This window comes from Kitasatospora sp. NPDC001132 (assembly GCF_053598415.1).
Genome location: NZ_JBSFKF010000007.1, coordinates 75,547 through 96,856 on the forward strand (window position 1 = coordinate 75,547; position 21,310 = coordinate 96,856).

Sequence of the window (21,310 nt, forward strand, 5' to 3'; positions counted from 1 at the left end):
GGCGGCACGGTAGCGCGCGGGTACGACAGCGGCCCCGGACGCACCGGGAAACACCCCGTGGAGGAAGTGTGACGGCCGCCCCGGACTCCGTGATGCCGAGGCCTCCGGACGGCCGGGCGAGAATGGGGCCGTGAGCACCTCCTGGACCACCTTCGGCGGCGACCTGCACCTGGACCTCACCGAACGGCGGGCCGCCGGCACCGGACTGCGGGCCGCCCTGGAGGACGCGCTGCGCGAGGCCGTCCAGGACGGACGGCTCGCCCCCGGCACCCGGCTGCCGTCCTCCCGGGCGCTCGGCGAGGACCTCGGCATCGCCCGCAACACCGTCGTCGAGGCGTACGGACAGCTCACCGCGGAGGGCTGGCTCAGCTCCCGGCAGGGCTCAGGCACCACCGTCGCCCGGCAGGCGGTGCCCGAACCGGCCCCCGGGCGGCGGCCCGCCGCCCGGTCGGCACAGCAACGGCCCACCGCCCGCCACGACCTGATGTCCGGCCGGCCCGACCTCTCGCTCTTCCCCCGCACCGCCTGGCTCGCCGCCGCCCGCCGCGCCCTCGCCACCGCACCGCACGAGGCCCTCGACTACGGCAGCCCGCTCGGCCGGATCGAACTGCGGCAGGCACTCACCCACTACCTGGCCCGCGTGCGCGGTGTGCGCACCGACCCCGACCACCTGCTCGTCTGCACCGGCGTCACCCAGGGCCTCGCCCTGCTCTGCGCCGCCCTGCGGGAGCGCGGCGCCCGCACGCTGGCCGTCGAGGAGTACGGGCTGCCGCCGCAGCACGCGACCGTCCGGGCCGCCGGACTCACCACCGCCCCGGTGCCGTTGGACCGGGACGGCGCCCTGGTCGACCGGCTCGACGCCGGGGCCGGCGCCGTCCTGCTCACCCCCGCCCACCAGTACCCCACCGGCGCGGCGCTGTCCGCCGACCGGCGGGCGGAGGCGGTGCGGTGGGCGCGGGAGCAGGACCGGTACGTCATCGAGGACGACTACGACGGCGAGTTCCGCTACGACCGGCAGCCGCTCGGCGCGATGCAGGCGCTGGACCCGGAGCGGGTGGTGTACGCCGGGACGACCGCCAAGAGCCTCGCGCCGGGCCTGCGCATCGCCTGGCTGGCCCTGCCGGACGCGCTGGTCGAACCGGTCGCCCGGCTGAAGGCGTTGGCCGACACGATGTCCCCGGTGCTGGACCAGCTGACACTGGCGGAGCTGATCACCTCCGGCACGTACGACCGCCACGTGCGGCGCTGCCGGCTGCACTACCGGCGCCGCCGCGACCACCTGGTCGCGGCGCTCGCCGAACACGCCCCGCACGTCCGGGTCACCGGCATCGCGGCCGGCCTGCACGCCGTCCTCCAGCTGCCGCCCGGCTCCACCCCCGAACCCGAGCTCCTCGCCCGCGCCCGGCAGGCCGGCCTCTCCCTCAACGGCCTCACCTGGCACCGCGCCACCCCGCCCACCACCGAGGCCCCGCCCGCCCTGGTCATCGGCTACGGCACCCCGCCGGAGCACGCCTTCCCGGCGGCGGTCCGGGCCCTCTGCGAGCTGCTGCGCGGGGCGTAGGGGGGAACGCCGCCGGGGCCTGCCGGGGGGCTGGTTCGGGAACGGCGGTCCGCCCGCCTCCCTCGGGGGTGGGGGCGGGCGGACGTCGGGGGCGAACTACTTGTTGCGGCTGCCGAGTTCGAACAGGAGGATGATGAAGCCGGCGAAGAGGTGGCCCCCGGCGGTGTAGATCAGCAGGCGGAGGTAGATCCGCTTGTTGGCCCACTTGCCGGCGTCCATGGTCTTCGGGCCGGCGGCGGTGTCGGGGGCGACGGTGGTGGTGGTGGCGGGATCGGCCATGGTGATCTCCTCCGGGGTGTTCTGACGGCGGGTCAGTGCAGGGCGGCGGGGCCGCCGCCGAGGCAGAGTTCGCCGCCGGGGCTCTGCAGCAGGGTGTGGACGAAGAGCAGTTCGACGCCGCTGTCCGACTCCGCGGCGATGCAGTGCGGGGTCAGCGAGTCGTAGTGGGCCGAGTCGCCCACCGCGAGGTGGTGGACGCGGTCCCCGAGGGTGACCCGGAGCGCGCCCCTGAGGACGTACAGCCACTCCTCGCCGGGGTGGACCCGGACCACCGCGTCCTGCACGCCCGGCGGGACGTGCACCCGCAGGGCCTGCATGGCGCGGCCGGGGGCGCCGGCCCGGCGGTAGCCCCAGCCTCCGGCCCGGCCGGGCTCGATGGCGCCGCCGCGGACGATCGGGTCGGGCTCCGCCAGCGTCTCGCCGAGCAGGCCGGAGACCGAGGTCCCGTACGCGCGGGCGAGGCCGAGGAGGACGGGCAGCGAGGGCTGCCGGCGGCCGGTCTCCAGCCGGGACAGATAGGCTGGGGAGAGTCCGACCCTCCCGGCGGCCACCTCCAGGGTGAGGCGGCTGCTGAGCCGGTGCTCACGAAGGCGGGCGGCGAGGCCGGCGACCTCCTGGTCGTCGAGCTGTTCGCCCGTGGCGGCGGCACCGGTGGAGCTGCTGGTCATGTGTCCAGTGGACACCCGCCGTGCCGTAGGGGCAAGAATTTTGCCCGGGAGGCAAACCGTAGCCCCCGGCGGCCCCGCGCTCACGGCCGCGGGATGTTCCGCAGGTTGCTCCGCGCCAGGTCGATCATGCGCCCGACGCCGCCCGAGAGCACCGTCCTGCTCGCCGCCAGCGCGAAGCCCTTCAGCTGGGCGGCGGTGATGTGCGGCGGGATGGACAGCGCGTTGGGGTCGGTGACCACGTCCACCAGGGCGGGGCCCGGCCGTTCCAGCGCCTCCGCCAGCACCTCCCGGACCCGGGCCGGCTCGGTGACCCGCTTGGCCTGGATGCCCATCGCCCTGGCGATCCCGGCGTAGTCCACGTCCCCGTTGTCGATCTCGGACTCCGGGTAGCCGGAGACCAGCATCTCCAGCTTGATCATGCCGAGCGCCCCGTTGTTGAAGACCACCGTCTTCACCGGCAGCCGGTGCTTGGCCACCGTGAGCAGCTCGCCGAGCAGCATGCCGATCCCGCCGTCGCCCGCCATCGCGACCACCTGCCGCCCGGGGCAGGCGAGCTGGGCGCCGATCGCGTGCGGGAGGGCGTTGGCCATCGAGCCGTGCAGGAAGGAGCCGATCACCCGGCGGCGGCCGTTGGGCTGGAGGTACCGGGCGGCCCAGACGTTGTTCATGCCGGTGTCCACGGTGAACACGGCGTCCTCGGCGGCCACCTCGTCGAGCACCGAGGCGACGTACTCGGGGTGGATCGGCAGGTGCTTCTCGATGTCCCGGGTGTACGCCCCGATCACGCCCTCCAGCGCCCGGACGTGCTTGCGCAGCATCCCGTCCAGGAAGGCCCGGTCGGACTTGGCGTCCAGCAGCGGCAGCACCGCCCGCAGGGTGGCGGCCACGTCGCCGTGGACGGCCAGGTCGAGGGCGGTGCGGCGGCCGAGCCGGGTGGCGTCGTGGTCGACCTGGACGGTGTGCGCCTGCGGCAGGAAGGAGTCGTACGGGAAGTCGGTGCCGAGCAGCACCACCAGGTCGGCGGAGTGCAGCGCCTCGTGGCAGGCCCCGTAACCGAGCAGGCCGCTCATGCCGACGTCGTACGGGTTGTCGAACTGGATCCACTCCTTGCCGCGCAGGGAGTGGCCGATCGGCGCGTTCAGGGCCTGCGCGGCCGCCGTCACCTCGGCGTGCGCGTCGCGCACCCCGGCGCCGCAGAACAGCACCACCTTGCGGGCCGCGTTGAGCAGCCGGGCCAGTTCCTGCACCTGGGACCAGGGCGGCGCGGCGACGGCCTGCTCGGTGAGGAAGTGGCTGGTACCGGTGGGCGCGGCGGCGGGGAGCGCGGCGACGTCCCCGGGGAAGGAGAGCACCGAGACGCCGTGCGAGCCGAGCGCGTGCTGGATGGCGACCCGCAGCAGGCGGGGCAGCTGGGCGGGGGTGGAGAGCATCTCGCACCAGGCGCTGCAGTCGGTGAACACCCGCTCGGGGTGGGTCTCCTGGAAGAAGCCGGTGCCGATCTGCCCGGACGGGATGTGCGAGGCGAGCGCCAGCACGGGCAGGCCGCTGCGCTGGGCGTCGTAGAGGCCCTGGACGAGGTGGGTGTTGCCGGGGCCGCAGGAGCCGGCGCAGACCGCGAGCCGGCCGGAGAGCTCGGCCTCGGCGGCGGCCGCGAAGGCGCCGGCCTCCTCGTTGCGCACGTGCACCCAGCCGATGCCGTCGGCCCGGCGGATCGCGTCCACCACGGGGTTGAGGCTGTCGCCGACGACCCCGTAGACCCGCTCCACCCCGGCCTGCCGGAGCACCTCCACCATCTGTTCGGCCACGCTGGGCACGGCTGCACTCCTTCGGTCGCCACGGGACACCTGCACCCTCCGCCGGGGAGGTCGGGGGCGCAGCCGGGGCGGGCCGAAGGAGTGACCCGGGGTGGAAGGGACGGCCGGGGCGCGGACTACTCGGCCGCCAGGTGGTCCTGTTGGCCGAGCTTGCCCGCCGCGAGGCCGGCCTGGGGCTGGCGGCGGGCGGGTTCCCGGCCCGGGGGCTGGGCGACCCGCTCCTGGGCGGGCGGGACGGTGGTCGGCACGGTGACCGGGGCGCCGGTCTTGACCTGCACCGCCTCGCCGTCGTGCCACAGGTGGAGGACCTCCCCGCGGCGCAGGGTGTACGTCGTCGCCTCGTGGGTGATCTCGATACCGAGCAGGTGGCCGCGCACCAGCAGCGAGAAGCTCAGCCGCATCAGCCCGGAGGGCAGCCGGGGCCGGAACGAGAGCGTCTCGCTGTGGTCGCGCAGTCCGCCGAAGCCGGCCACCAGGGCGATGCAGGCCCCGGCGAGCGAGGCCATGTGCAGGCCGTCGCGGGTGTTGCCGCCGAGGTCGTGCAGGTCCATCAGGGCGGCTTCGGCGGTGTAGTCGTAGGCGAGGTCGAGCTGGCCGACCTCGGCGGCGATGACCGCCTGGGTGCAGGCGGAGAGCGAGGAGTCCCGGACGGTCAGCCGCTCGTAGTAGGCGAAGTTGCGGGCCTTCTGCTCGTCGGTGAAGGCGTCGCCGCGGACCTGCATGGCGAGCACCAGGTCGGCCTGCTTGACCACCTGCTTGCGGTACAGGTCGAAGTACGGGTAGTGCAGCAGCAGCGGGTAGTTCTCCGGCGGGGTGTGCTCGAAGTCCCAGACCTGGTGGTGGGTGAAGCCGTCGGCCTGCGGGTGGACGCCGAGGTCCTCGTCGTACGGGATGTACATCGCGGCGGCCGCGTCGCGCCAGGCGGCGGTCTCCTCGGTGTCCACGCCGAGCAGGGCCGCCTCGTGCGGGTGGCGGACGGCGGCCTCGGCGGCGGCGCGCAGGTTGCTCTGCGCCATCAGGTTGGTGAAGACGTTGTTGTCCGCGACGGCGCTGTACTCGTCGGGGCCGGTGACGCCCTCGATGCGGAACCTCCCGGCCACGTCGTGGTGACCGAGCGAGCGCCACATCCGGGCGGTCTCGACGAGCAGTTCGAGCCCGTACTCGCGCTCGAACTCCGCGTCCCCGGTGGCCCGGACGTAGCGGGCGACGGCGGCGGCGATGTCGGCGCCGATGTGGAAGGCCGCGGTGCCGGCCGGCCAGTACCCGGAGCACTCCTCGCCGCGGATCGTCCGCCACGGGAACACCGCGCCGGACAGACCGAGTTGGATCGCCCGCTCACGGGCCAGCGGCAGGGTGCTGTGCCGCCAGCGCAGGGCCTGGTTGACGGCGGTTGGCAGGCAGTAGGTGAGCACCGGCAGGACGAAGGTCTCGGTGTCCCAGAAGCTGTGCCCGTCGTAGCCGGGGCCGGTCAGCCCCTTGGCCGGGATGGCCCGCTCCTCGCTGCGGGCGCCGGCCTGCAGGACGTGGAAGACGGCGAACCGGACGGCCTGCTGGAGTTCGACGTCGCCCTCGATCTCGATGTCGCTGGTCTCCCAGAACTCCCTGAGGAACTCGGCCTGTTCGGCGACCAGCCCGTCCCAGCCGGTGTACCGGGCGGCGGTCAGGGCCGCCTCCACCTGGTCCCGGAGGGCGGGCAGCGAGCGGGTGCCGGACCACCCGTAGGAGACGAACTTGGCCAGCCGCAGCCGCTGTCCGGGCTCGAGCACGGTGGTGACGCTGATCCGGCAGTGGTCGGCCTCGGCCTCGGCGACGGTGTCGGACTTCTCCGGGCCCTCGATGACGTGGTCCATCCCGGCCGCGACCCGGATGCCGCTGTAGCGGGTGCGGTGCACCAGGACGGCCTTGGTGGCGCTGGCGTGGTGCGCCTCGGGCTGCAGCGGCGCCTCCAGCACGGCGGCGGCTCGCGGGTCCCCCTCGGGGCCGCCGGGCAGCTGCTCGTTGGCGACCAGCTCGGACTGGAGCACGATCCGCACCGGGCCGTCCACCGCCTCGACGCTGTACTCGACGGCGGCGATGGCCCGCTGGGTGAGCGAGACCAGCCGGGAGGAGCGCACCCTGATCGTCCGCCCGGCCGGGGAGGTCCACTCGGCCTCGCGGTGCAGCAGGCCCTCCCGGAAGTCCAACCAGCGTTTGTGGCTGACCAGTTCGCCGTAGCGCAGGTCGAAGGGCTCGTCGTCCACCAGCAGTCGGATGATCTTGCCATTGGTCACGTTGATGACGCTCTGGCTGGACTCCGGGTAGCCGTAGCCGCCCTCGCCGTACGGCAGCGGGCGCAGTTCGAAGACGCCGTTGAGGTAGGTGCCGGGCAGGCCGTGCGGCTCGCCCTCGTCCAGGTTGGCGCGCAGGCCGATGTGCCCGTTGGAGAGCGCGAAGACGGACTCGGCGCGGGCCATCGAGGCCAGGTCCAGGCCCTGTTCGGTGATCTGCCACGGATCGATCGTGAAGTTGGCCTCCGGGCTCACGACTCACCACCCAGGAGTTCGGAGAGGTCCCGGACGACCACGGTGGCGCCGTCCCGGCGCAGTTCGGCGGCCTGGCCGGTGCGGTCCACCCCGACCACCGCGCCGAAGCCGCCGGCCCGGCCGGAGGCGACCCCGGCGAGCGCGTCCTCGAAGACCGCGGCGTGGGCGGGTTCGACGCCGAGGGCGCGGGCGGCGTACAGGTAGGTGTCGGGGGCGGGCTTGCCGGGCAGGCCCTCGGCCTTGGCGACGTTGCCGTCGACGATCACCTCGAACAGCTCCTCGATGCCGGCCGCCCGCAGCACGTCGCGGCAGTTGGCGCTGGAGGAGACCACTGCGCTGGGCAGCCCGGCCGCGCGCAGCCGGTGCACGTAGTCGACCGAGCCCTGGTACGGCCGGACGCCCCGCTCCCTGATCAGCCGCAGCACGGTGTCGTTCTTGGCCCGGCTGATCCCTTGCACGGTACGGGAGTTGGGCGGGTCCTCCGGGGTGCCCTCGGGCAGTTCGATCCCCCGGCTGAGCAGGAACGCGCGGGTGCCGTCCAGGCGTGGGCGGCCGTCCACGTAGGTGTCGTAGTCGGTGACGGCGTCGAAGGGGACGAACTGCCCGCCGCCGCGGGCGGCTTCGGCGCGCAGGAAGGCGTCGAAGGTGTCCTTCCAGGCCGCGGCGTGCACCTTCGCGGTCTGGGTGAGCACCCCGTCGAGGTCGAAGAGGAAAGCGCGGATGTCGTCCGGTAGCCCCAGCATGGGTGCAGTCTTACCCGGGAAAGCGGGGGAAGCCGCCCATTTCCCGGCGGCGCGTCGCGGGAAGGGCGGCTTCCGGCCGCGGGCCCGTCGGTCGGCGGGCCCGGGTCGATCGACCGGCCGGGGCGGGGCGGGCCACGGCGGCCGTTACGGGGAGTCGGGCATCTGGGCCTCGGGCGCCTCGATGACCGCGAAGGCCGCGCCCTGCGGGTCCTGGACCACCGCCATCCGCCCGGACTGCATGTCGAAGGCCGGCTGGATCACCGAGCCGCCGGCCTTGACCAGGGCGTCCACCGTGGAGTCGGTGCTGTCCACCGAGAAGTAGGTCATCCAGTGCGAGGGCGTGCCGGGCGCCAGGTAGTCGGGGATCCCCTGCATGCCGCCCACCGTGCGGTCGCCGACGTTGAGCGAGAAGCAGCCCTCCATGCCCTGGATGGTGGCCGGGCGCAGCCCGAGGGCCGGCTGGTAGAAGCGGCCGGCCGCGCCGGTGTCGGAGGTGTTGAGCTCGTTCCAGACCAGCGCGCCGGGCTCGTTGACCACGCCCGCGCCGATGAAGTCCATCGCCTGCCAGACGCCGAACACCGCGCCGGTCGGGTCGGCGGCGACCAGCATCCGGCCGATCGTGCCGACGTCCATCGGGTCGTAGAGGATCGTGCCGCCTGCCTCGGCGATGGACGTCCTGGCCGCGTCGGCGTCGTCCGAGGCGAGGTAGGTGGTCCAGGCGACGGGCGGCACCGGCTGCCCCTCGGGCGCCATCTGCGCCATGATCCCGGCGACCGGCCGGCCGTTGAGCGTGCACACGGCGTAGCCGCCGAACTCGGCCGGGCCGACCTCGCCCTGCCAGCCGAACAGGTCGCGGTAGAAGTCGAGCGCGGCCTGCTGGTCGCTCGCCATCAGGTCGACCCAGCACGGGGTGCCGGGCGTGTACGGATCGGTGACTACGGGCATTGCTGGGCCTCCCGGAGGCGGTGGTGGCCGGCTGTGGTGGTCGGGGCGGTCGGGGTGGCCTGAGCCGTCCGGCCGTCTGGGCTGTCGGGGTGGTCGGGCCGTCCGTCCCGACCGGGCCGGGTGGGGGTGCGGCCCGGCCGGGAGGACGGCGGTACACCGCCACCTTCGGCCCGCCGCCGCGATCCCGCCACCGGACGGCGCCCTGGCGGGCGACCGGCGGCCGGTCCGTCACGGGGCGTCCGCGGTGTGTTCACGGGGCGTCGTGGCGGTGCGCGGTGACGAAGTAGGGCTGCACCTTGCCGCTCTGCGCGTAGTCCTTGAGCCGGACCAGCAGTTCGGCCCAGGTGCCGGCCACCGCCGGGACGCCGCCCTCGCTGCCCGGCTGCCAGCCGCCGTGCCGGAACAGCAGCCGGGTGCGCTCGGGGGCGGCGGGCTGCCCCTCGGGCGCGGCGGGCTGGTCGGGCGCCGCGGGCTGGTCGGCCAGCTCCCAGCTGATCCAGGTGCCGGCCCAGTGCGGCGGGAAGGAGCCTGCGTTGGTCCACACCACCCGGTCCCGGTCGGCGCGCTCCACCCGCAGCCGGAACGGCTCGGGGACGTCGGGGAAGTCGAACAGCAGGACGTCGCCGTCCCGGTCCGCCCCGGTGGTCCACCAGGCGGTCAGCCCGTCGTGCGTGGTGAGCGCGGCGAGCACCACGTCCCGGGGCGCGGCGATGTCGAGCTGGAGGGCGATCTCGGGCATGGGGTCCGCCTTTCGCGGTGGCCGCTGGGTCCCCGCCCTGGGCCCACCATGGCACGACCCCCGGGCCCGCGCGCCCCGGAGGGCGCCGGCCCGGGGGTCGTCCCCGTGGTCGCGTGTTCCGGCCGGGCCGGTCAGCCGCCGCTGCCGTACGACGTGTTCGCGCAGATGTCGTCGTCCGCCGAGCGGGCTTCGTTGGTGATGGTGGTCGGGAGCGGCGGCGGGGGCGTCGGGACGCCCGGGGCGGCCGACGGCGCGCCGCCCGCGGGGGCACCCGAGGCCATCCCCATCGCGGCCGCGAAGTCCTGGCCGACGATCACCGAGATGCCCCGGGCACTGCTGGGCTCCAGGCCGGCCCCCGGGAACAGCTCGGCGACCTTCTCGGCGTTCGCCTTCTGCCCGGAGCCGTACTCGATCGTGGTGGCCTTGTACTTGGTGCTCGCCGCCTGGCCCGCCGTGCTGGCGGCGAACTTGGCGCCCTTCAGCTGCTCGGTCGCCTTGCCGGCCAGGCCGTTGAAGGTCGTTCCGTTGTAGACGGCCACCCTGATCGCCGAGTTGGCGGTGTCCCCGGCCGGGGCGGCCGTGGTGGTGGGCGCGGCGGGCGGCTGCGGGGCCGGGCTGGTGCCCTCGACCGGGGCGTCCGGCTGCTGGCCGGTGGCGTTCTGGCCGTCGATGGTCTGGTCGGCCTTGAGGGTCGCCCAGAGCTTGCTGGCGTCCGCCTGGACGATGTCGAGGTCCTGGTCCTGGGTGCGGTAACGCCAGGGCACCGTCACGAACTTCAGGTCGTGCATGTCGATGTTCTTCAGCGACAGGCCGAAGGAGAGCAGCTTGTCGGCGGAGTCCAGGCCCGGGTCGACGACCAGGGACTTGGTGGCGGCGTCAGCCAGCGGAAGGAGGGTGGTGGGATTCATCCCCTCCTTCTTGATCTTGGTGGCGAGCGAGCCGAGGAACGCCTGCTGGCGCTTCATCCGGCCGATGTCCGAGCCGTCGCCGATGCCGTGGCGCAGCCGGACGTAGTCGAGCGCCTTCTGGCCCTCCACGGTCTGCTTGCCCTGCGGCAGGACGACCGAGCCCTTCTTGGGCAGCTTGGGGTTGATGTCGCCCTCGTAGATCGGCTTCGGCAGGCAGATGTCCACGCCGTTGACGGCCGAGGTCATCGAGGCGAAACCGTTGAAGTCGACCACGAGGGTGTGGTCGACGCGGATGCCGGTGAGCTTCTCCACCGTGTTCTGGGTGCAGGCCGGGTTGCCGTCGTCGCTGCCGCCCATCGAGAACGCGGCGTTGAACAGGTCGGTGTTGCCGCCCTTGGTCCACTTGCCGTTGGGCAGCTTGCAGGAGGGCAGCTCGACCTTGGCGTTGCGGGGTATCGAGATCCCCACGGCGTGCTTGTGGTCGGCGTAGACGTGCAGCAGGATCGTGGTGTCGGAGCGGGCGCCGCCGTCCTCGCCGCCGCCGAGGTCGGAGTTGTTCTTGCCACGGCTGTCGGAGCCGATCAGCAGCACGTTGACCGGCTTGTTGCCGTCCGCGTCGGCCTGCGCCTCCGGCGGGCGGTTGCGGGCTATCGCGTCGGCGTCGAAGGACTTGATGTTGGCGTTCAGCTTGAAGTAGATCGCGCCGCCGACACCGGCGATGACCACCAGCACGCCCGCCGTCGACCAGGCGACGATCTTCTTCACGTTCTTCTTGGGCTTGGCGCTCTTGCGCGCCGCGGCCCGGCCCCCGCCCGCGGCCGCCGGAGCACCACCCTTGCCCTGGGCGGCACGGCGGGCTTCCGCCCGGCCGCCGCCGCGCGGTCCGGGTACGGAGCCCGTGGCGTCTTCCGTCTTGGGCACGTCACCACCCCGAGCCGGGCTCTCGCCCCTCCGACCTGACATGCGCGTACCTTTCACCGACGGAAGCGACGCCCCTGACGATCCGGCGCACCGCACACAGAGAGACGGCCCGAACCGTTCCCAGGTTGCACATACGACCGTCACCACTAACCGACGATCGTGGCTTCCGATCATATTTAGGCCCGACGCGATCACCGACGCTCGCCCCTCGAACAACCCCACCAATCGGTAGGCAACATCCCTACAGAACGGCTGAAACCGCCCCATTTCGACGTGACCCATGCCACTCCACCGGACTCCACCGGCGCCGGGCCGACGCCGAAATCCGGCCACGGGCACGCCCCGTGGGCGTCGTGGCGGCGGCACCCCCGCGGCCCCCGTCCTTTCCGCGGCGGCACCGGAGCGGCCCGCGGCGCACCGGGATCCGCAAGGCCGCGGCGGGGAAAGGGAGTTGGGCACGGTCCGCAGGCGGAGCGAACCGCGCCGGAGAACGGAGGAGGCCGGATCGGAGATCGCCCGATCCGGCCTCGCTCGTGGTGGGCCACCAGGGGCTCGAACCCTGAACCTACGGATTAAAAGTCCGCAGCTCTGCCAATTGAGCTAGTGGCCCGCGGCCCTTGCGCGCCCGGAGTTCCGGGCGGGAGGACCACGGCGATCCTACCCGGTGGGGCCCAGGGCTCCGCCAGTGGATTGCCCGGGCGTGCCGGGGTTGTGGAGCGGTTCCCGGGGCGGGGTGTAGTGGGCGGCGCGGACCCGGCGGAGCCAGGACTCGGCGGGACGCGGGTCGGGCGCGGCGGGCAGCACGCCGGGGCGGGCGAGGCGATCGGCGGCCCCGGCGAGCAGACCCTCGGCGAGGGCGGGGCGGTCGGCGATGCGTTCGCCGAGCTCGCGGACGCGTTCGGGGTCGGGCAGCCGGATCAGGTTGCGGCCGGTCTCGTGCAGGCGGACGGCCTGCTCGACCAGCCGGACCAGGTGCCGGGCGTGCTTGGCGGCCCGGTGGCGGGTGGCCGGGTCGGTGGTGTCGCGGCTCAGCAGTTTGCGGAACTGCTGGTCGGCGTAGCCGAGGTAGGCCTTCCGTACGGCGGGCGCGCTGAGGAACGACGCACGCAGGCCGACCAGTTCGTCGCCGAGCGGGGTGCGGACCTCGTACAGCTCCTGCGGCAGCCAGACCAGTTCGGAGGCGGTCGGGTTGCAGCTCAGCGCCAGCCGGCACCACTTGGCGGCCTCGTGCAGGGTGAGGTCGGGCGCGGTGCCGACATGGGACTCGGCGGGGCGCGCCAGGCCGTGCAACTCCTCGGTGGGGGTGGCGAACAGGCCCAGCCGGTCGATGTCGGAGCCGGCGTGGGCGAAGCCGTACGCGGTGGAACCGACGATGCCGGAGAGCAGCACCGTGCCGGGGACATCGGGGGCGGCGGGGACGGCGGGGGCGGCGGGGGCAGGGGGCATCGGCGGGCTCCTCTCGGACGGACGGGCGGGCAGCGCATCCTCGTTCCGGCATCCTCGTCGCAGCGGGCCGCGCCCGGGAAACGAATTCCCGTCCGGGGCCGGTCCGGCCGCCGATACTGGGCCCATGAAGCACGACCCGCTCACCGAAGGACCCCCGGAAGCCGCCGAAACCGCCAAGCTGCGCGCCTGGTGGTCGCACCGGCAGTGGCTGGACCGCCCGCACCCCGGCGCCGGTGTCGCCGAGGTGCTGGCTGCCACCGGGTGGGCCCGCTCGGTGGGCGGCGCGGCGCCGTACCTGGGCCTGTTCGCCCGGGCCGGGCTCGGGCGAGCGGCGGTGGACGCGGCGGTGGCCCGGCTGGAGGTGCACGAGCTGCCGTCCGCGCGCGGCTGCACCTACGTGCTGCCGGCCGCCGACTTCGCGCTCGGACTGGCCGCCGGGGCGGCCGCGCCGGCGGGCGAACTGGCGGCAGCGGAGAAGCACCTGGGGATCGGCCGGGACGAGGTGGAGAAGCTCTGCCTGGCCGTCGAGCGGGTGCTGTCCGAGCACCGGCCGCTGGCCCCCGCGGCGATCCGGGAGGCGGTCGGCGACGCCGTCCGACCGCTCGGCGAGGCGGGGCGCAGGCGCGGCCTCACCAGCACCCTGCCGCTCGCCCTCGGGCTGATGCAGTCCCGCGGGCGGATCCGCCGGGTGCCCGTCAACGGCCGTCTGGACCAGCAGCGTTACGGCTACGTCGGCTGGGACCAGCCGGTCGCCGGGGACGCCGTCGACCTCGCCCACCGCTACTTCTCCTGGGCCGGCCCGGCCACCCTGCGGCACTTCCGCTGGTTCTCCGGCTTCACCGCCGCCACCGCCCGCCGGGCCGTCGCCGAGGCCGGCCTGGTACCGCTCGGGCCCGGCTCGGAACTCCTGCTGCCGCCCGGACTCGCCGAGGAGTTCGCCGGGTTCGAGGTGCCGGACGAGCCGCACTACACCCTGCTCTCCGGCATCGACGGCATCCACCTGCTGCACCGCGACCTGCCCCGGCTGCTCGACCCCGCCGACGCCGCCCGCCCGCTGCCCACCGGCCGGGCCAGGCGGGTCTTCGGCACCGAGGCGGACCCGCAGACCCACGTGGTGCTCGACCGCGGCCGGATCGTCGGCCTCTGGGAGTACGACACCGAGCGCTCCGAGCTGGTCCTGCTGCCCTTCGTCCCGCTCGACGACGCCCTGCGGGAGGCGGTCGCCCGCACCGAGGCCTTCGTCCGGGACGACCTGGGCGACGCCCGCGGCTTCAGCCTCGACTCGCCGAAGAGCCGGGCCCCGAAGATCGCGGCCCTGCGGGAGGCGGCCGCGCGGGCCCCCGGTGCCCGGGGCCCGGCCGCGGGTGTCCAGGGTCCGACCGCGGGCGTCCAGCGTCCGGCCGCGGGTGTCCGGGGCCCGGCCGCCGGGTAGCGTACGGGCCATGCCGACCACCCCGACCGACGAGGTCCTGATCATCACCGGCGCGAGCCGCGGCATCGGTGCCGCCACCGCCCTGCTGGCCGCCCGCCGCGGCTACCGGGTCTGCGTCAACTACCGTACGGACGAGGCCTCGGCGGCCGCCGTCGTGGACGCGATCCGGGCCGAGGGCGGCACCGCCCTCGCGGTCCGCGCCGACGTCTCCCGCACCGCCGGGGTGGAGCGGCTGTTCACCACCGTCGACGACGAACTCGGCCCGCTCACCGGGCTGGTGAACAACGCCGGCACGCTGGAGAAGCAGTGCCGGCTGGAGGAGATCGACGAGGACCGGCTGAACCGGATCTGGGCCGCCGACATCACCGGCCCGTTCCTGTGCGCGGCGCAGGCCGTCCGCCGGATGTCCACCCGGTACGGCGGGCGCGGCGGCGCCATCGTCAACGTCGGCTCGGCCGCCTCCCGGATCGGCTCGCCGAACGAGTACGTCGACTACGCGGCCGCCAAGGGCGCGGTGGACTCGATGACCCGCGGCCTGGCCCTGGAAGTCGCCGCCGAGGGCATCCGGGTCAACGCGGTACGGCCGGGGCTGATCCACACCGGCATCCACGCGCTCGGCGGCGAGCCCGGCCGGGTCGACCGGGTCGCGCCGAACCTGCCGATGCGCCGCGGCGGGCAGCCGGAGGAGGTCGCCGAGGCGATCCTCTTCCTGCTCTCCCCGGCGGCCTCGTACACCACGGGGGCGTTCCTGGAGGTATCGGGCGGGCGCTGAGCAGCCCGCTCCGCCCCGGCCGGGAGCGGTTTCGGCCGACGTCGTCCCGCCACCGGACGGCCCGCTCCGGTTTCCTTCCGCCGGTACGCCCCCGCCCGTACGGTGGTGGCCATGACCGACGCCTTCATCGACATCCCCGGGGTGCGCAACTTCCGTGACGCGGGCGGGATCGGCGCTCTCCGCCGGGGCGTGCTGTACCGCTCCGGGTCCTTCCACACCCTCACCGAGGAGGGCGCCCGGCGGCTCGAAGCCCTCGGCCTGCGGACGGTGTTCGACCTGCGCAGCGCGTACGAGCTGGAGTCCTGGCCGGACCAGCGGCACGGCCTCGACCACGGCGCCGTCAACCTGCCGACCCTGCCCCCGCACCCCAGGAACGGCGACCGGCCCTGGCCCGAGGACCAGGCCGCCCTCTACCCCTTCATGGCCGAGACGGCCGGCCCCTCGATCGCCGCCGTCGTGCGCCGCCTGGCCACGCCGGACACGCTGGCCGCCGTCGTCCACTGCGCCGTCGGCAAGGACCGCACCGGGCTCACCATCGCCGTCCTCCAGTCCCTGCTGGGAGCCTCCGAGGCCGAGATCACCGCCGACTTCCTGCTCTCCAACATCGGCCTCGGCCTCGACAAGGGCCCCATCCCGTACTTCGACGAGACCGGCACCGAGCGCCTCTCCCGCCCGGTCGACGCCGAGCTCCTGGCCTCCTCCCTGGCCTGGATCCACGACCACCACGGCACCGTCCCCGACTACCTCCGCCACCACGGCACGACGGACGCCGAACTCGACGCCGTCCGCGCCCACCTGTCGGACTGAGCGGAACTCAGCCCGCCCGGCGCTCGAAGCACCACCACTGGGTCGGGGCGTCGACGTCCTCGTGCTGGTGGACGTCGGCGTCCGGGGCGTCGCCCGCCGTCAGGGGCTTGCCACTGATGAAGCTGCTGACCGTGTAGGTGCCGGGGGCGTCGACGTGGGCCTCCAGCAGCCACTCCTGGGCGCCGAAGGCGTTCGCCCACCACTGCTGGATCCGGACGCCGTCCTGCGTCGAGGCTCCGGTGACGTCCAGGCGCTTGCCGCTGTGGACGTTCTCGATGTGGAACAGCGCGCCGCCCGGGTGGACGGCGGTGAGGCGCCAGAGCTGGGCGTCGCCGCCGTCGTCCGCGCCGAGGACGATCCGGGCACCGCCGCGCCGGGAGGCGCCCGCGACCTGCAGCAGCAGGCCGCTGCCGACGTTGCGGACGAGGTAGTTGCCGTCGGTGATCTCGGAATCCGTCACGCTCGCAGTCTGCCACCGGGCACCGACAGGCCCCGTACGGCCGGGGAAGCGGAGGAGTTTCCACCGGACCGGCTGCGCCCCCTATGCTGCGGCGAATGTCCACCGAGCAGATACCGTCGCACCGTCAACAGCCCACCTTCGCCGAAGCCGTGGCCGCCCTGGAGGCCGTGGTCGCGGCCGGGGACGACGAGCAGTTCGGGCCCGCCCTCGGGCTGGTCGGCGGGCTGTTCGGCGCGGCCGACCCGGCGGAGCGGGTGGCGGCCGGCCCCCGGCTGGCCGCGCTGCTGCCGGACGCCCCGCCGTTCCCCCGCGCGCACCTGGCGATGGTGGTGGGCGCCTGCGTCGAGCACGGCGCCGACCCGGTCGCCTGCTCCGGCCCGGTGCTGGCCGGCCTGCGCGGGGCGCTGACCGGCGCCCAGCTGCTGGTGCGGCGGTGGGTCTCCACCGGCGGCGGCCCGCTGCCCGACGCGGAGCAGGACGATCCCGCCGAGGCGCACGAGCGGATCGCCGACCCGGCGCACCTGGACGAGTGGCACGCGCACCTGGCCGTGGTCGCCTGGTGGACGCTGCACCTGTGGCAGCAGGCGGCCTGGGCGGTGTACGCGCACGCCGAGGTCCGGGCCGAGGCCCGCGCCTCGGGCGTGACCGAGGTGCTCCTGGAGCTGTTCGACCGCTACCGGGGCGAGCAGCACGACTTCAAGGGCCTGGTCCACCTGGCGCTGATGCTGGACGACGAGCCGCTGCTGGTCCTCGACCGCCCCACCGGCACCGGCTACCTGCTGCGGATGAGCGGCCTGAGCGACACCTTCCAGCTGCACACCCTGCTCGCCGACGTGCTGATCGGCGGCGGCCACCTGCCCGGCGCCCCGCAGGACCGGGAGGTGGTGGCGCTGGCCCGGACGGCGTTCCTGGACGGCCGCCGGGTGATCGCCACCGGCGCCTTCAACCTGGTCGCGCCGGACGGCTCCTGGATCTGGAACGAGGGGCCGCCGAGCGACGTCCCGGTGGTGGACGGGGTGCGCACCCTGGTGCTGGAGCCGCTGCCGTACGAGCGGAGCTGGTCGGCCGGGCGGTTCATCCAGGAGGTCCCGGGCGACCTGCGGCTGGAGCGGGTGCTCGACCCGGCGGAGGCCGCCCGCCGGCTGGCCGCCACGGTGCCGGGGCAGACGCCCGCCGAGGCGTTCCGGTAGGAGGCCCCGACGGCCCCGCAGGTCCACCGGGTTATGGTCGGAAACCGACACAGCCCCTACGAGTGGAGTCGACGATGGCGAAGGTCCCGAACGTTCTCGCGGCGGCCGCGCCCGCCGCGCTGACCGCGGCGAGCGGTCTGGTCGGCGGTTACGGCGTCGCCCGCTGGAGCGGCCGGCGCGAACTGGGCGGCGCGGTGCTGGCGGTGGCCGGTGCCGGGGCGGCCGCGCAGTGGCGCCGCAGCTCGGGCACGGGCACCGCGGCGGCGCTGACCGGCCTGTACGTGGCCGCCTTCGGCGGCTCGCACCCGCTGGCCAAGCGGATCGGCGCCTGGCCGTCCGTCTTCGCCGTCACCGGCGTGGTCGCGGCGGCCTCCACGGCCGCGACGGCGCTCTCGGCCCGCCGGAAGTAGCCCGCCGGAAGCAACCTTCCGGAAGCAACCTTCCGGAAGCAGCCGGCCGCCGCCGGGGGCGGCCGGCCCGGCCCGCGGGCGCGGCCGGCTACCGGACCGCCGCGCCGAACCGGGCCTCGAAGGCGGACCGGTTCGCGGAGACCGGCGAGCGGTCCCAGACCGCGAACACCACCCGCTCGAAGGCCGCCCCGTACCGGGCCAGCGCCCCCTCGAAGGCCTCGGCGACCTGCGCCGGGTCGTTGCGGAACACCCCGCAGCCCCAGGCGCCGAGCACCAGCGTGCGCACCTCGTGCCGGGCGGCCGCCGCGAGCACCCGCACGGCCCGCTCGGCGAGCACGTCCCGGACGTCCGCACCTGGCGAACGTCGTTCCAGCTGACCGGCGTTGGGCGCGGGCGAGGTCAGGAAGGTGACCGGGTACGGCTGTGCCAGCAGCTCGCCGCGCCCGTCCCGGATCACCGGCACCGCCGGCGAGACGATCACCCGGTGGCTGTACCGGAGGTCGGTCGAGGCCCGGTGCGCCTCGTAGTAGTCCGGCGCCTCCAGCAGGCAGCTGTACAGCAGCGCGCTGCGGCACAGGTCCTCCTCCTGGGCGCGGGCGCCGCGCAGGTAGCCGCCGCCGGGGTTGCGCGCGGAGGCGAAGTTCAGCACCCCGACCGGCCCCGCCCCGGCCGCGACCAGCCGGCGGGCGGCCTGGATGCTCCCCTCGGCCGTCACCTCGATCCGCCCGGCCGCCGGCCCGGGACCGGCCTCCCCCGCGGCCAGCAGCGCCGCCAGGCCCTCCGGCGCGTACGACACCGTACCGGCCTTCGCCGCCGCCAACTCCTCCCCCACCTGCACGAGTTCGCCCCCGGTCGTCCGGTAGCTCCCCCGCTCGGCGATCCCCTCGTTCACCCGTGCCACTTCGTGCAGTCTGCTGCTCATGGCCGCGACGCTACGGGACCGCCGCGCCCGCGCGCCACAGGTTATTCTCACCCCCAGAACAACGCCTCGGGGCGCCCCGGGGAAGCGCGAAGGGCCCGCTCCGGGGGACGGAGCGGGCCCTTCGTGCGTTTCAGCCGGGTCGGCGGTCGACTACCGCCGGTGCGGCGTCAGTTCTTCCAGCGCGGCTTGCGGTCGTCGCGGTCGAAGCCACCCGAACGGCGGTCGTCGCGGTCACGGCCGCCACCGAAGCCGCCACGGTCACGGTTGAAGCCACCGCGGTCGGACTGCGGACGGCCGCCGGAGCGGTGGTCGTCGCGGCGCGAGAACGGACGGCTGCTGCCGCCGCGCTCGTCGCGGTCCCGGCCGAAGGACGGGCGGTCGCCGAAGGAGCGGGCCGGACGGTCGCCGAAGGAGCGGCCGCCGCGGTCGTCGCGGTCACGGCCGCCACCGAAGCCGCCGCGGTCGCGGTCGAAGCCGCCCGAGCGACGGTCGTCGCGGTCACGGCCGGCGCCGAAGCCGCCACGGTCACGGTTGAAGCCACCGCGGTCGCGGTCGAAACCGCCCGAACGGCGGTCGTCGCGGTCACGGCCGGCGCCGAAGCCGCCACGGTCACGGTTGAAGCCACCGCGGTCGCGGTCGAAACCACCGGAGCGACGGTCGTCACGGTCGCGGTCGCGGCCGCCACCGAAGCCACCGGAACGGCGGTCGTCGCGGTCACGGTCGCGGTCACGGCCGAAGCCGCCCGAACGGCGGTCGTCACGGTCACGGTCACGGTCCCGGTCGCGGTCACGACCGAAGGCCGGGCGCTCGCTGCGCGCCTCGCGGTACGACGGGGCGCGGTCCTCGGCCTGCGGCGCGGCGGCCTCGGCGGCGGCCGGAGCGGCCTCGGTCCGCTCACCGGACTCGGTCTCGGCCTCGGCGGCCGGCTCCTCGTCCTCGATGCCCAGCTCGGCCCGCTCGCGCGCCGCACGGGCGGCCAGACGGTCGGCCTCCTCGCGCAGCTCGGTGGCGCGGCGCTGCGCGCGCTCCAGCTGGCGGGTCATGTCGGCGAGCTCGCGCTCGGCGGCACCGGCGATGTTGGCGGCGCTCTCGGCCTGGACCTCGGTCAGCGAGCGGGCGCCGGTGATCTTGGCGACCTCCGCGTCGAAGGCGTGGTCCAGGATGTGGCGCGAGGCGTCGACGCCCGCGTCCTCCATCAGACGGAAGACGCCGCGGCGCTGGTGCGGCAACACCAGGGTGACGACGGCGCCGGAGCGGCCGGCCCGGGCGGTGCGGCCGGAGCGGTGCAGGTAGTCCTTGTGGTCGCCGGCCGGGTCCACGTTCAGGACCAGGTCGATGCCGTCGACGTGGATGCCGCGGGCGGCGACGTCGGTGGCGACGACGACGTTGGTGTAGCCGTCCTTGAAGTCGCCGAGGACGCGGGTGCGGGCGCCCTGGGTCATACCGCCGTGCAGCGCGTCGGCCTTCACGCCGGCCTCGATCAGCTGCTCGGCGACGCGGTCGGCGCCCATCTGGGTGCGGACGAAGATGATCGTGCGGCCCTTGCGGGCGGCGATCGCGTTGGTGATCGGCGCCTTGTCCTTGGGCTTCACCACGAGGATGTGGTGGGTCATCGTGGTGACGGCACCGGCCGACGGGTCGACCTCGTGGGTGACCGGGTTCTTCAGGTAGCGCTTGACCAGGGTGTCGATCTCGTTCTCCAGGGTGGCGGAGAACAGCAGGCGCTGGCCGCCGGCCGGCACCTGGTCGAGGATCTCGGTGACCTCGGGCAGGAAGCCCATGTCGGCCATCTGGTCGGCCTCGTCGAGCACGACGGTCTTGACGTCGTCCAGCTTGGCGGAGCCGCGGTTCAGCAGGTCGCGCAGACGGCCGGGGGTGGCGACGAGGATGTCGACGCCGCGCTCCAGCGCGTAGATCTGGTTCGACATCGAGGTGCCGCCGCAGACGACCTTGAGGCGCAGGCCGAGCACCGAGCCGAACGGCTCCAGGGCGTCGGCGACCTGCATGGCCAGCTCACGGGTCGGGACCAGGATCAGGCCGCGCGGGTGCTTCGGCTTGGTGCGCTCGCCGTCGGCGAGGCGGGTCAGCAGCGGCAGACCGAAGCTGAGGGTCTTGCCGGAGCCGGTGCGGCCGCGGCCCAGCACGTCCTTGCCGGCCAGGGCGTCCGGGATGGTCGCGGCCTGGATCGGGAACGGGGTGGTGACGCCGCGCTTGGCGAGGGCGCGCACGACGTCGTCGTGCAGGCCCAGGTCGCCGAAGGTGACGGTCGGCTCGGCGGCCGCCTCCTCGGTGGCCTCCACGGCCTCGGCGATCACCTCGTCCGCGGCGGTGTCGAGGGTGTCGGTGGCGTCGGTGACATCGGCGGCGGCCTCGTTCGCGGGCATGGCGAAGCGGGCGTCGTCAACGAGAGACATGCAAAACCTTCCGGAAGTGGCACGCGCCAAAGTCCGGGGTTCTGTTTCACAACCGCCTCTATGCGGTCAGCCACGGATCGCCGGAACGCGCCAAGGGCGCCAGATGGGAGTAGGGCGCCAGTCAAATGGATCAAACGAACGATCTACCACCATAGACGAGCCTGGGGATCGGAGGCAAACTCCCTGCTCAATCCGCTAATGCCCGAGCACGCGAGGGCTCGGGGCCGAGGAACCGGAGCTGCCGGAGGACGGGTCCGGAGCCGGCGGGACGGTCGCGGCGGGCGAGCTGTGCTCGGGCGCGGGAGTGCCGGACGGGCGGCTGCTGGGGGTGGCCGAGGGCGACCCGGCCGAACCGCC

At 74.5% G+C, this 21,310-nt stretch carries 17 protein-coding genes, 1 tRNA gene and 1 pseudogene; 6 read left to right on the forward strand and 13 right to left on the reverse strand.

From position 1 onward, the window contains the following. The first annotated feature begins 130 nt into the window (after nt 1–130). Complete coding sequence (pdxR, locus tag ACWDBE_RS11990; RefSeq protein WP_449788066.1) at nt 131–1,561, forward strand: MocR-like pyridoxine biosynthesis transcription factor PdxR; 1,431 nt, start codon at nt 131–133, stop codon at nt 1,559–1,561. A gap of 96 nt (nt 1,562–1,657) precedes the next feature. Here the strand turns inward: pdxR and ACWDBE_RS11995 are convergent, their stop codons facing one another. The 10 genes from ACWDBE_RS11995 to ACWDBE_RS12040 form a co-directional block, all read right to left on the reverse strand. After that, nucleotides 1,658–1,840, reverse strand: coding sequence for a DUF6126 family protein (locus ACWDBE_RS11995; protein WP_449788065.1), 183 nt, complete (start codon nt 1,838–1,840; stop codon nt 1,658–1,660). Between the two features lie 32 nt (nt 1,841–1,872). Beyond that, nucleotides 1,873–2,508: a helix-turn-helix domain-containing protein gene (locus ACWDBE_RS12000; RefSeq protein WP_449788064.1), complete on the reverse strand. Its 636-nt coding sequence runs from the start codon at nt 2,506–2,508 to the stop codon at nt 1,873–1,875. 80 nt (nt 2,509–2,588) lie between these two features. Further along, a complete protein-coding gene (locus tag ACWDBE_RS12005; protein WP_449807977.1) occupies nt 2,589–4,301 on the reverse strand; it encodes a pyruvate dehydrogenase in 1,713 nt (570 codons plus the stop codon). 137 nt (nt 4,302–4,438) lie between these two features. Next, on the reverse strand, nt 4,439–6,844 hold the full coding sequence (locus ACWDBE_RS12010; protein WP_449807894.1) for a glycoside hydrolase family 65 protein: 2,406 nt from the start codon (nt 6,842–6,844) through the stop codon (nt 4,439–4,441). After that, a complete protein-coding gene (locus ACWDBE_RS12015) occupies nt 6,841–7,587 on the reverse strand; it encodes an HAD family hydrolase (protein WP_449788062.1) in 747 nt (248 codons plus the stop codon). The genes ACWDBE_RS12010 and ACWDBE_RS12015 overlap by 4 nt, the downstream gene beginning before the upstream one ends. A gap of 144 nt (nt 7,588–7,731) precedes the next feature. Continuing rightward, nucleotides 7,732–8,532 carry a VOC family protein gene (locus ACWDBE_RS12020; RefSeq protein ID WP_449788061.1) on the reverse strand — a complete coding sequence of 267 codons (801 nt, stop codon included), beginning with the start codon at nt 8,530–8,532 and terminating at the stop codon, nt 7,732–7,734. Between the two features lie 250 nt (nt 8,533–8,782). Beyond that, complete coding sequence (locus ACWDBE_RS12025) at nt 8,783–9,271, reverse strand: SRPBCC family protein (RefSeq protein ID WP_449807895.1); 489 nt, start codon at nt 9,269–9,271, stop codon at nt 8,783–8,785. Between the two features lie 131 nt (nt 9,272–9,402). Further along, the gene (locus ACWDBE_RS12030; RefSeq protein ID WP_449807896.1) at nt 9,403–11,100 is read right to left on the reverse strand and encodes an LCP family protein; all 1,698 of its coding nucleotides are present in this window, start codon (nt 11,098–11,100) and stop codon (nt 9,403–9,405) included. A gap of 534 nt (nt 11,101–11,634) precedes the next feature. Continuing rightward, a tRNA-Lys gene (locus ACWDBE_RS12035) sits at nt 11,635–11,710 on the reverse strand. Between the two features lie 47 nt (nt 11,711–11,757). After that, nucleotides 11,758–12,546, reverse strand: coding sequence for a nucleotidyltransferase domain-containing protein (locus tag ACWDBE_RS12040; RefSeq protein ID WP_449807897.1), 789 nt, complete (start codon nt 12,544–12,546; stop codon nt 11,758–11,760). 124 nt (nt 12,547–12,670) lie between these two features. Between ACWDBE_RS12040 and ACWDBE_RS12045 the strand changes: the two genes are divergently transcribed. The 3 genes from ACWDBE_RS12045 (at nt 12,671) to ACWDBE_RS12055 (ending at nt 15,557) form a co-directional block, all read left to right on the forward strand. Continuing rightward, nucleotides 12,671–13,978 carry a DNA glycosylase AlkZ-like family protein gene (locus ACWDBE_RS12045; RefSeq protein ID WP_449807898.1) on the forward strand — a complete coding sequence of 436 codons (1,308 nt, stop codon included), beginning with the start codon at nt 12,671–12,673 and terminating at the stop codon, nt 13,976–13,978. Nucleotides 13,979–13,988: 10 nt separating this feature from the next. Further along, nucleotides 13,989–14,750 (forward strand): SDR family oxidoreductase, encoded by a 762-nt coding sequence (locus tag ACWDBE_RS12050; RefSeq protein ID WP_449788056.1) that lies wholly within the window; start codon nt 13,989–13,991, stop codon nt 14,748–14,750. Nucleotides 14,751–14,861: 111 nt separating this feature from the next. Then, entirely contained in the window at nt 14,862–15,557 is a 696-nt protein-coding gene (locus ACWDBE_RS12055) for a tyrosine-protein phosphatase (protein ID WP_449788055.1), read from the forward strand. Between the two features lie 7 nt (nt 15,558–15,564). Here the strand turns inward: ACWDBE_RS12055 and ACWDBE_RS12060 are convergent. After that, nucleotides 15,565–16,023: pseudogene (locus ACWDBE_RS12060) on the reverse strand (RICIN domain-containing protein); the annotation flags it as partial. Between the two features lie 89 nt (nt 16,024–16,112). Between ACWDBE_RS12060 and ACWDBE_RS12065 the strand changes: the two are divergent. Further along, nucleotides 16,113–17,207, forward strand: coding sequence for a hypothetical protein (locus ACWDBE_RS12065; RefSeq protein ID WP_449807899.1), 1,095 nt, complete (start codon nt 16,113–16,115; stop codon nt 17,205–17,207). Between the two features lie 74 nt (nt 17,208–17,281). Next, complete coding sequence (locus tag ACWDBE_RS12070; protein WP_392881812.1) at nt 17,282–17,617, forward strand: hypothetical protein; 336 nt, start codon at nt 17,282–17,284, stop codon at nt 17,615–17,617. Nucleotides 17,618–17,705: 88 nt separating this feature from the next. Here the strand turns inward: ACWDBE_RS12070 and ACWDBE_RS12075 are convergent, their stop codons facing one another. Both ACWDBE_RS12075 and ACWDBE_RS12080 read right to left on the reverse strand, forming a co-directional pair. Further along, nucleotides 17,706–18,539, reverse strand: a complete 834-nt coding sequence (locus ACWDBE_RS12075; protein WP_449807900.1) for a TIGR02452 family protein — start codon at nt 18,537–18,539, stop codon at nt 17,706–17,708. A gap of 167 nt (nt 18,540–18,706) precedes the next feature. Then, nucleotides 18,707–20,953, reverse strand: a complete 2,247-nt coding sequence (locus ACWDBE_RS12080) for a DEAD/DEAH box helicase (protein WP_449807901.1) — start codon at nt 20,951–20,953, stop codon at nt 18,707–18,709. Nucleotides 20,954–21,310 lie beyond the last annotated feature (357 nt).

Excerpts from the sequence above, each read along its gene's own strand:
- ACWDBE_RS12050 (WP_449788056.1), top strand. The coding sequence starts at position 13,989 with ATGCCGACCACCCCGACCGACGAGGTCCTGATCATCACCGGCGCGAGC.
- ACWDBE_RS12065 (WP_449807899.1), top strand. The coding sequence starts at position 16,113 with ATGTCCACCGAGCAGATACCGTCGCACCGTCAACAGCCCACCTTCGCC.
- ACWDBE_RS12000 (WP_449788064.1), bottom strand. The coding sequence starts at position 2,508 with ATGACCAGCAGCTCCACCGGTGCCGCCGCCACGGGCGAACAGCTCGAC.
- ACWDBE_RS12040 (WP_449807897.1), bottom strand. The coding sequence starts at position 12,546 with ATGCCCCCTGCCCCCGCCGCCCCCGCCGTCCCCGCCGCCCCCGATGTC.
- ACWDBE_RS12015 (WP_449788062.1), bottom strand. The coding sequence starts at position 7,587 with ATGCTGGGGCTACCGGACGACATCCGCGCTTTCCTCTTCGACCTCGAC.
- ACWDBE_RS12020 (WP_449788061.1), bottom strand. The coding sequence starts at position 8,532 with ATGCCCGTAGTCACCGATCCGTACACGCCCGGCACCCCGTGCTGGGTC.
- ACWDBE_RS12055 (WP_449788055.1), top strand. The coding sequence starts at position 14,862 with ATGACCGACGCCTTCATCGACATCCCCGGGGTGCGCAACTTCCGTGAC.
- ACWDBE_RS12045 (WP_449807898.1), top strand. The coding sequence starts at position 12,671 with ATGAAGCACGACCCGCTCACCGAAGGACCCCCGGAAGCCGCCGAAACC.
- ACWDBE_RS12075 (WP_449807900.1), bottom strand. The coding sequence starts at position 18,539 with ATGAGCAGCAGACTGCACGAAGTGGCACGGGTGAACGAGGGGATCGCC.
- ACWDBE_RS12080 (WP_449807901.1), bottom strand. The coding sequence starts at position 20,953 with ATGTCTCTCGTTGACGACGCCCGCTTCGCCATGCCCGCGAACGAGGCC.
- ACWDBE_RS12005 (WP_449807977.1), bottom strand. The coding sequence starts at position 4,301 with ATGGTGGAGGTGCTCCGGCAGGCCGGGGTGGAGCGGGTCTACGGGGTC.
- ACWDBE_RS12025 (WP_449807895.1), bottom strand. The coding sequence starts at position 9,271 with ATGCCCGAGATCGCCCTCCAGCTCGACATCGCCGCGCCCCGGGACGTG.
- ACWDBE_RS11995 (WP_449788065.1), bottom strand. The coding sequence starts at position 1,840 with ATGGCCGATCCCGCCACCACCACCACCGTCGCCCCCGACACCGCCGCC.
- ACWDBE_RS12070 (WP_392881812.1), top strand. The coding sequence starts at position 17,282 with ATGGCGAAGGTCCCGAACGTTCTCGCGGCGGCCGCGCCCGCCGCGCTG.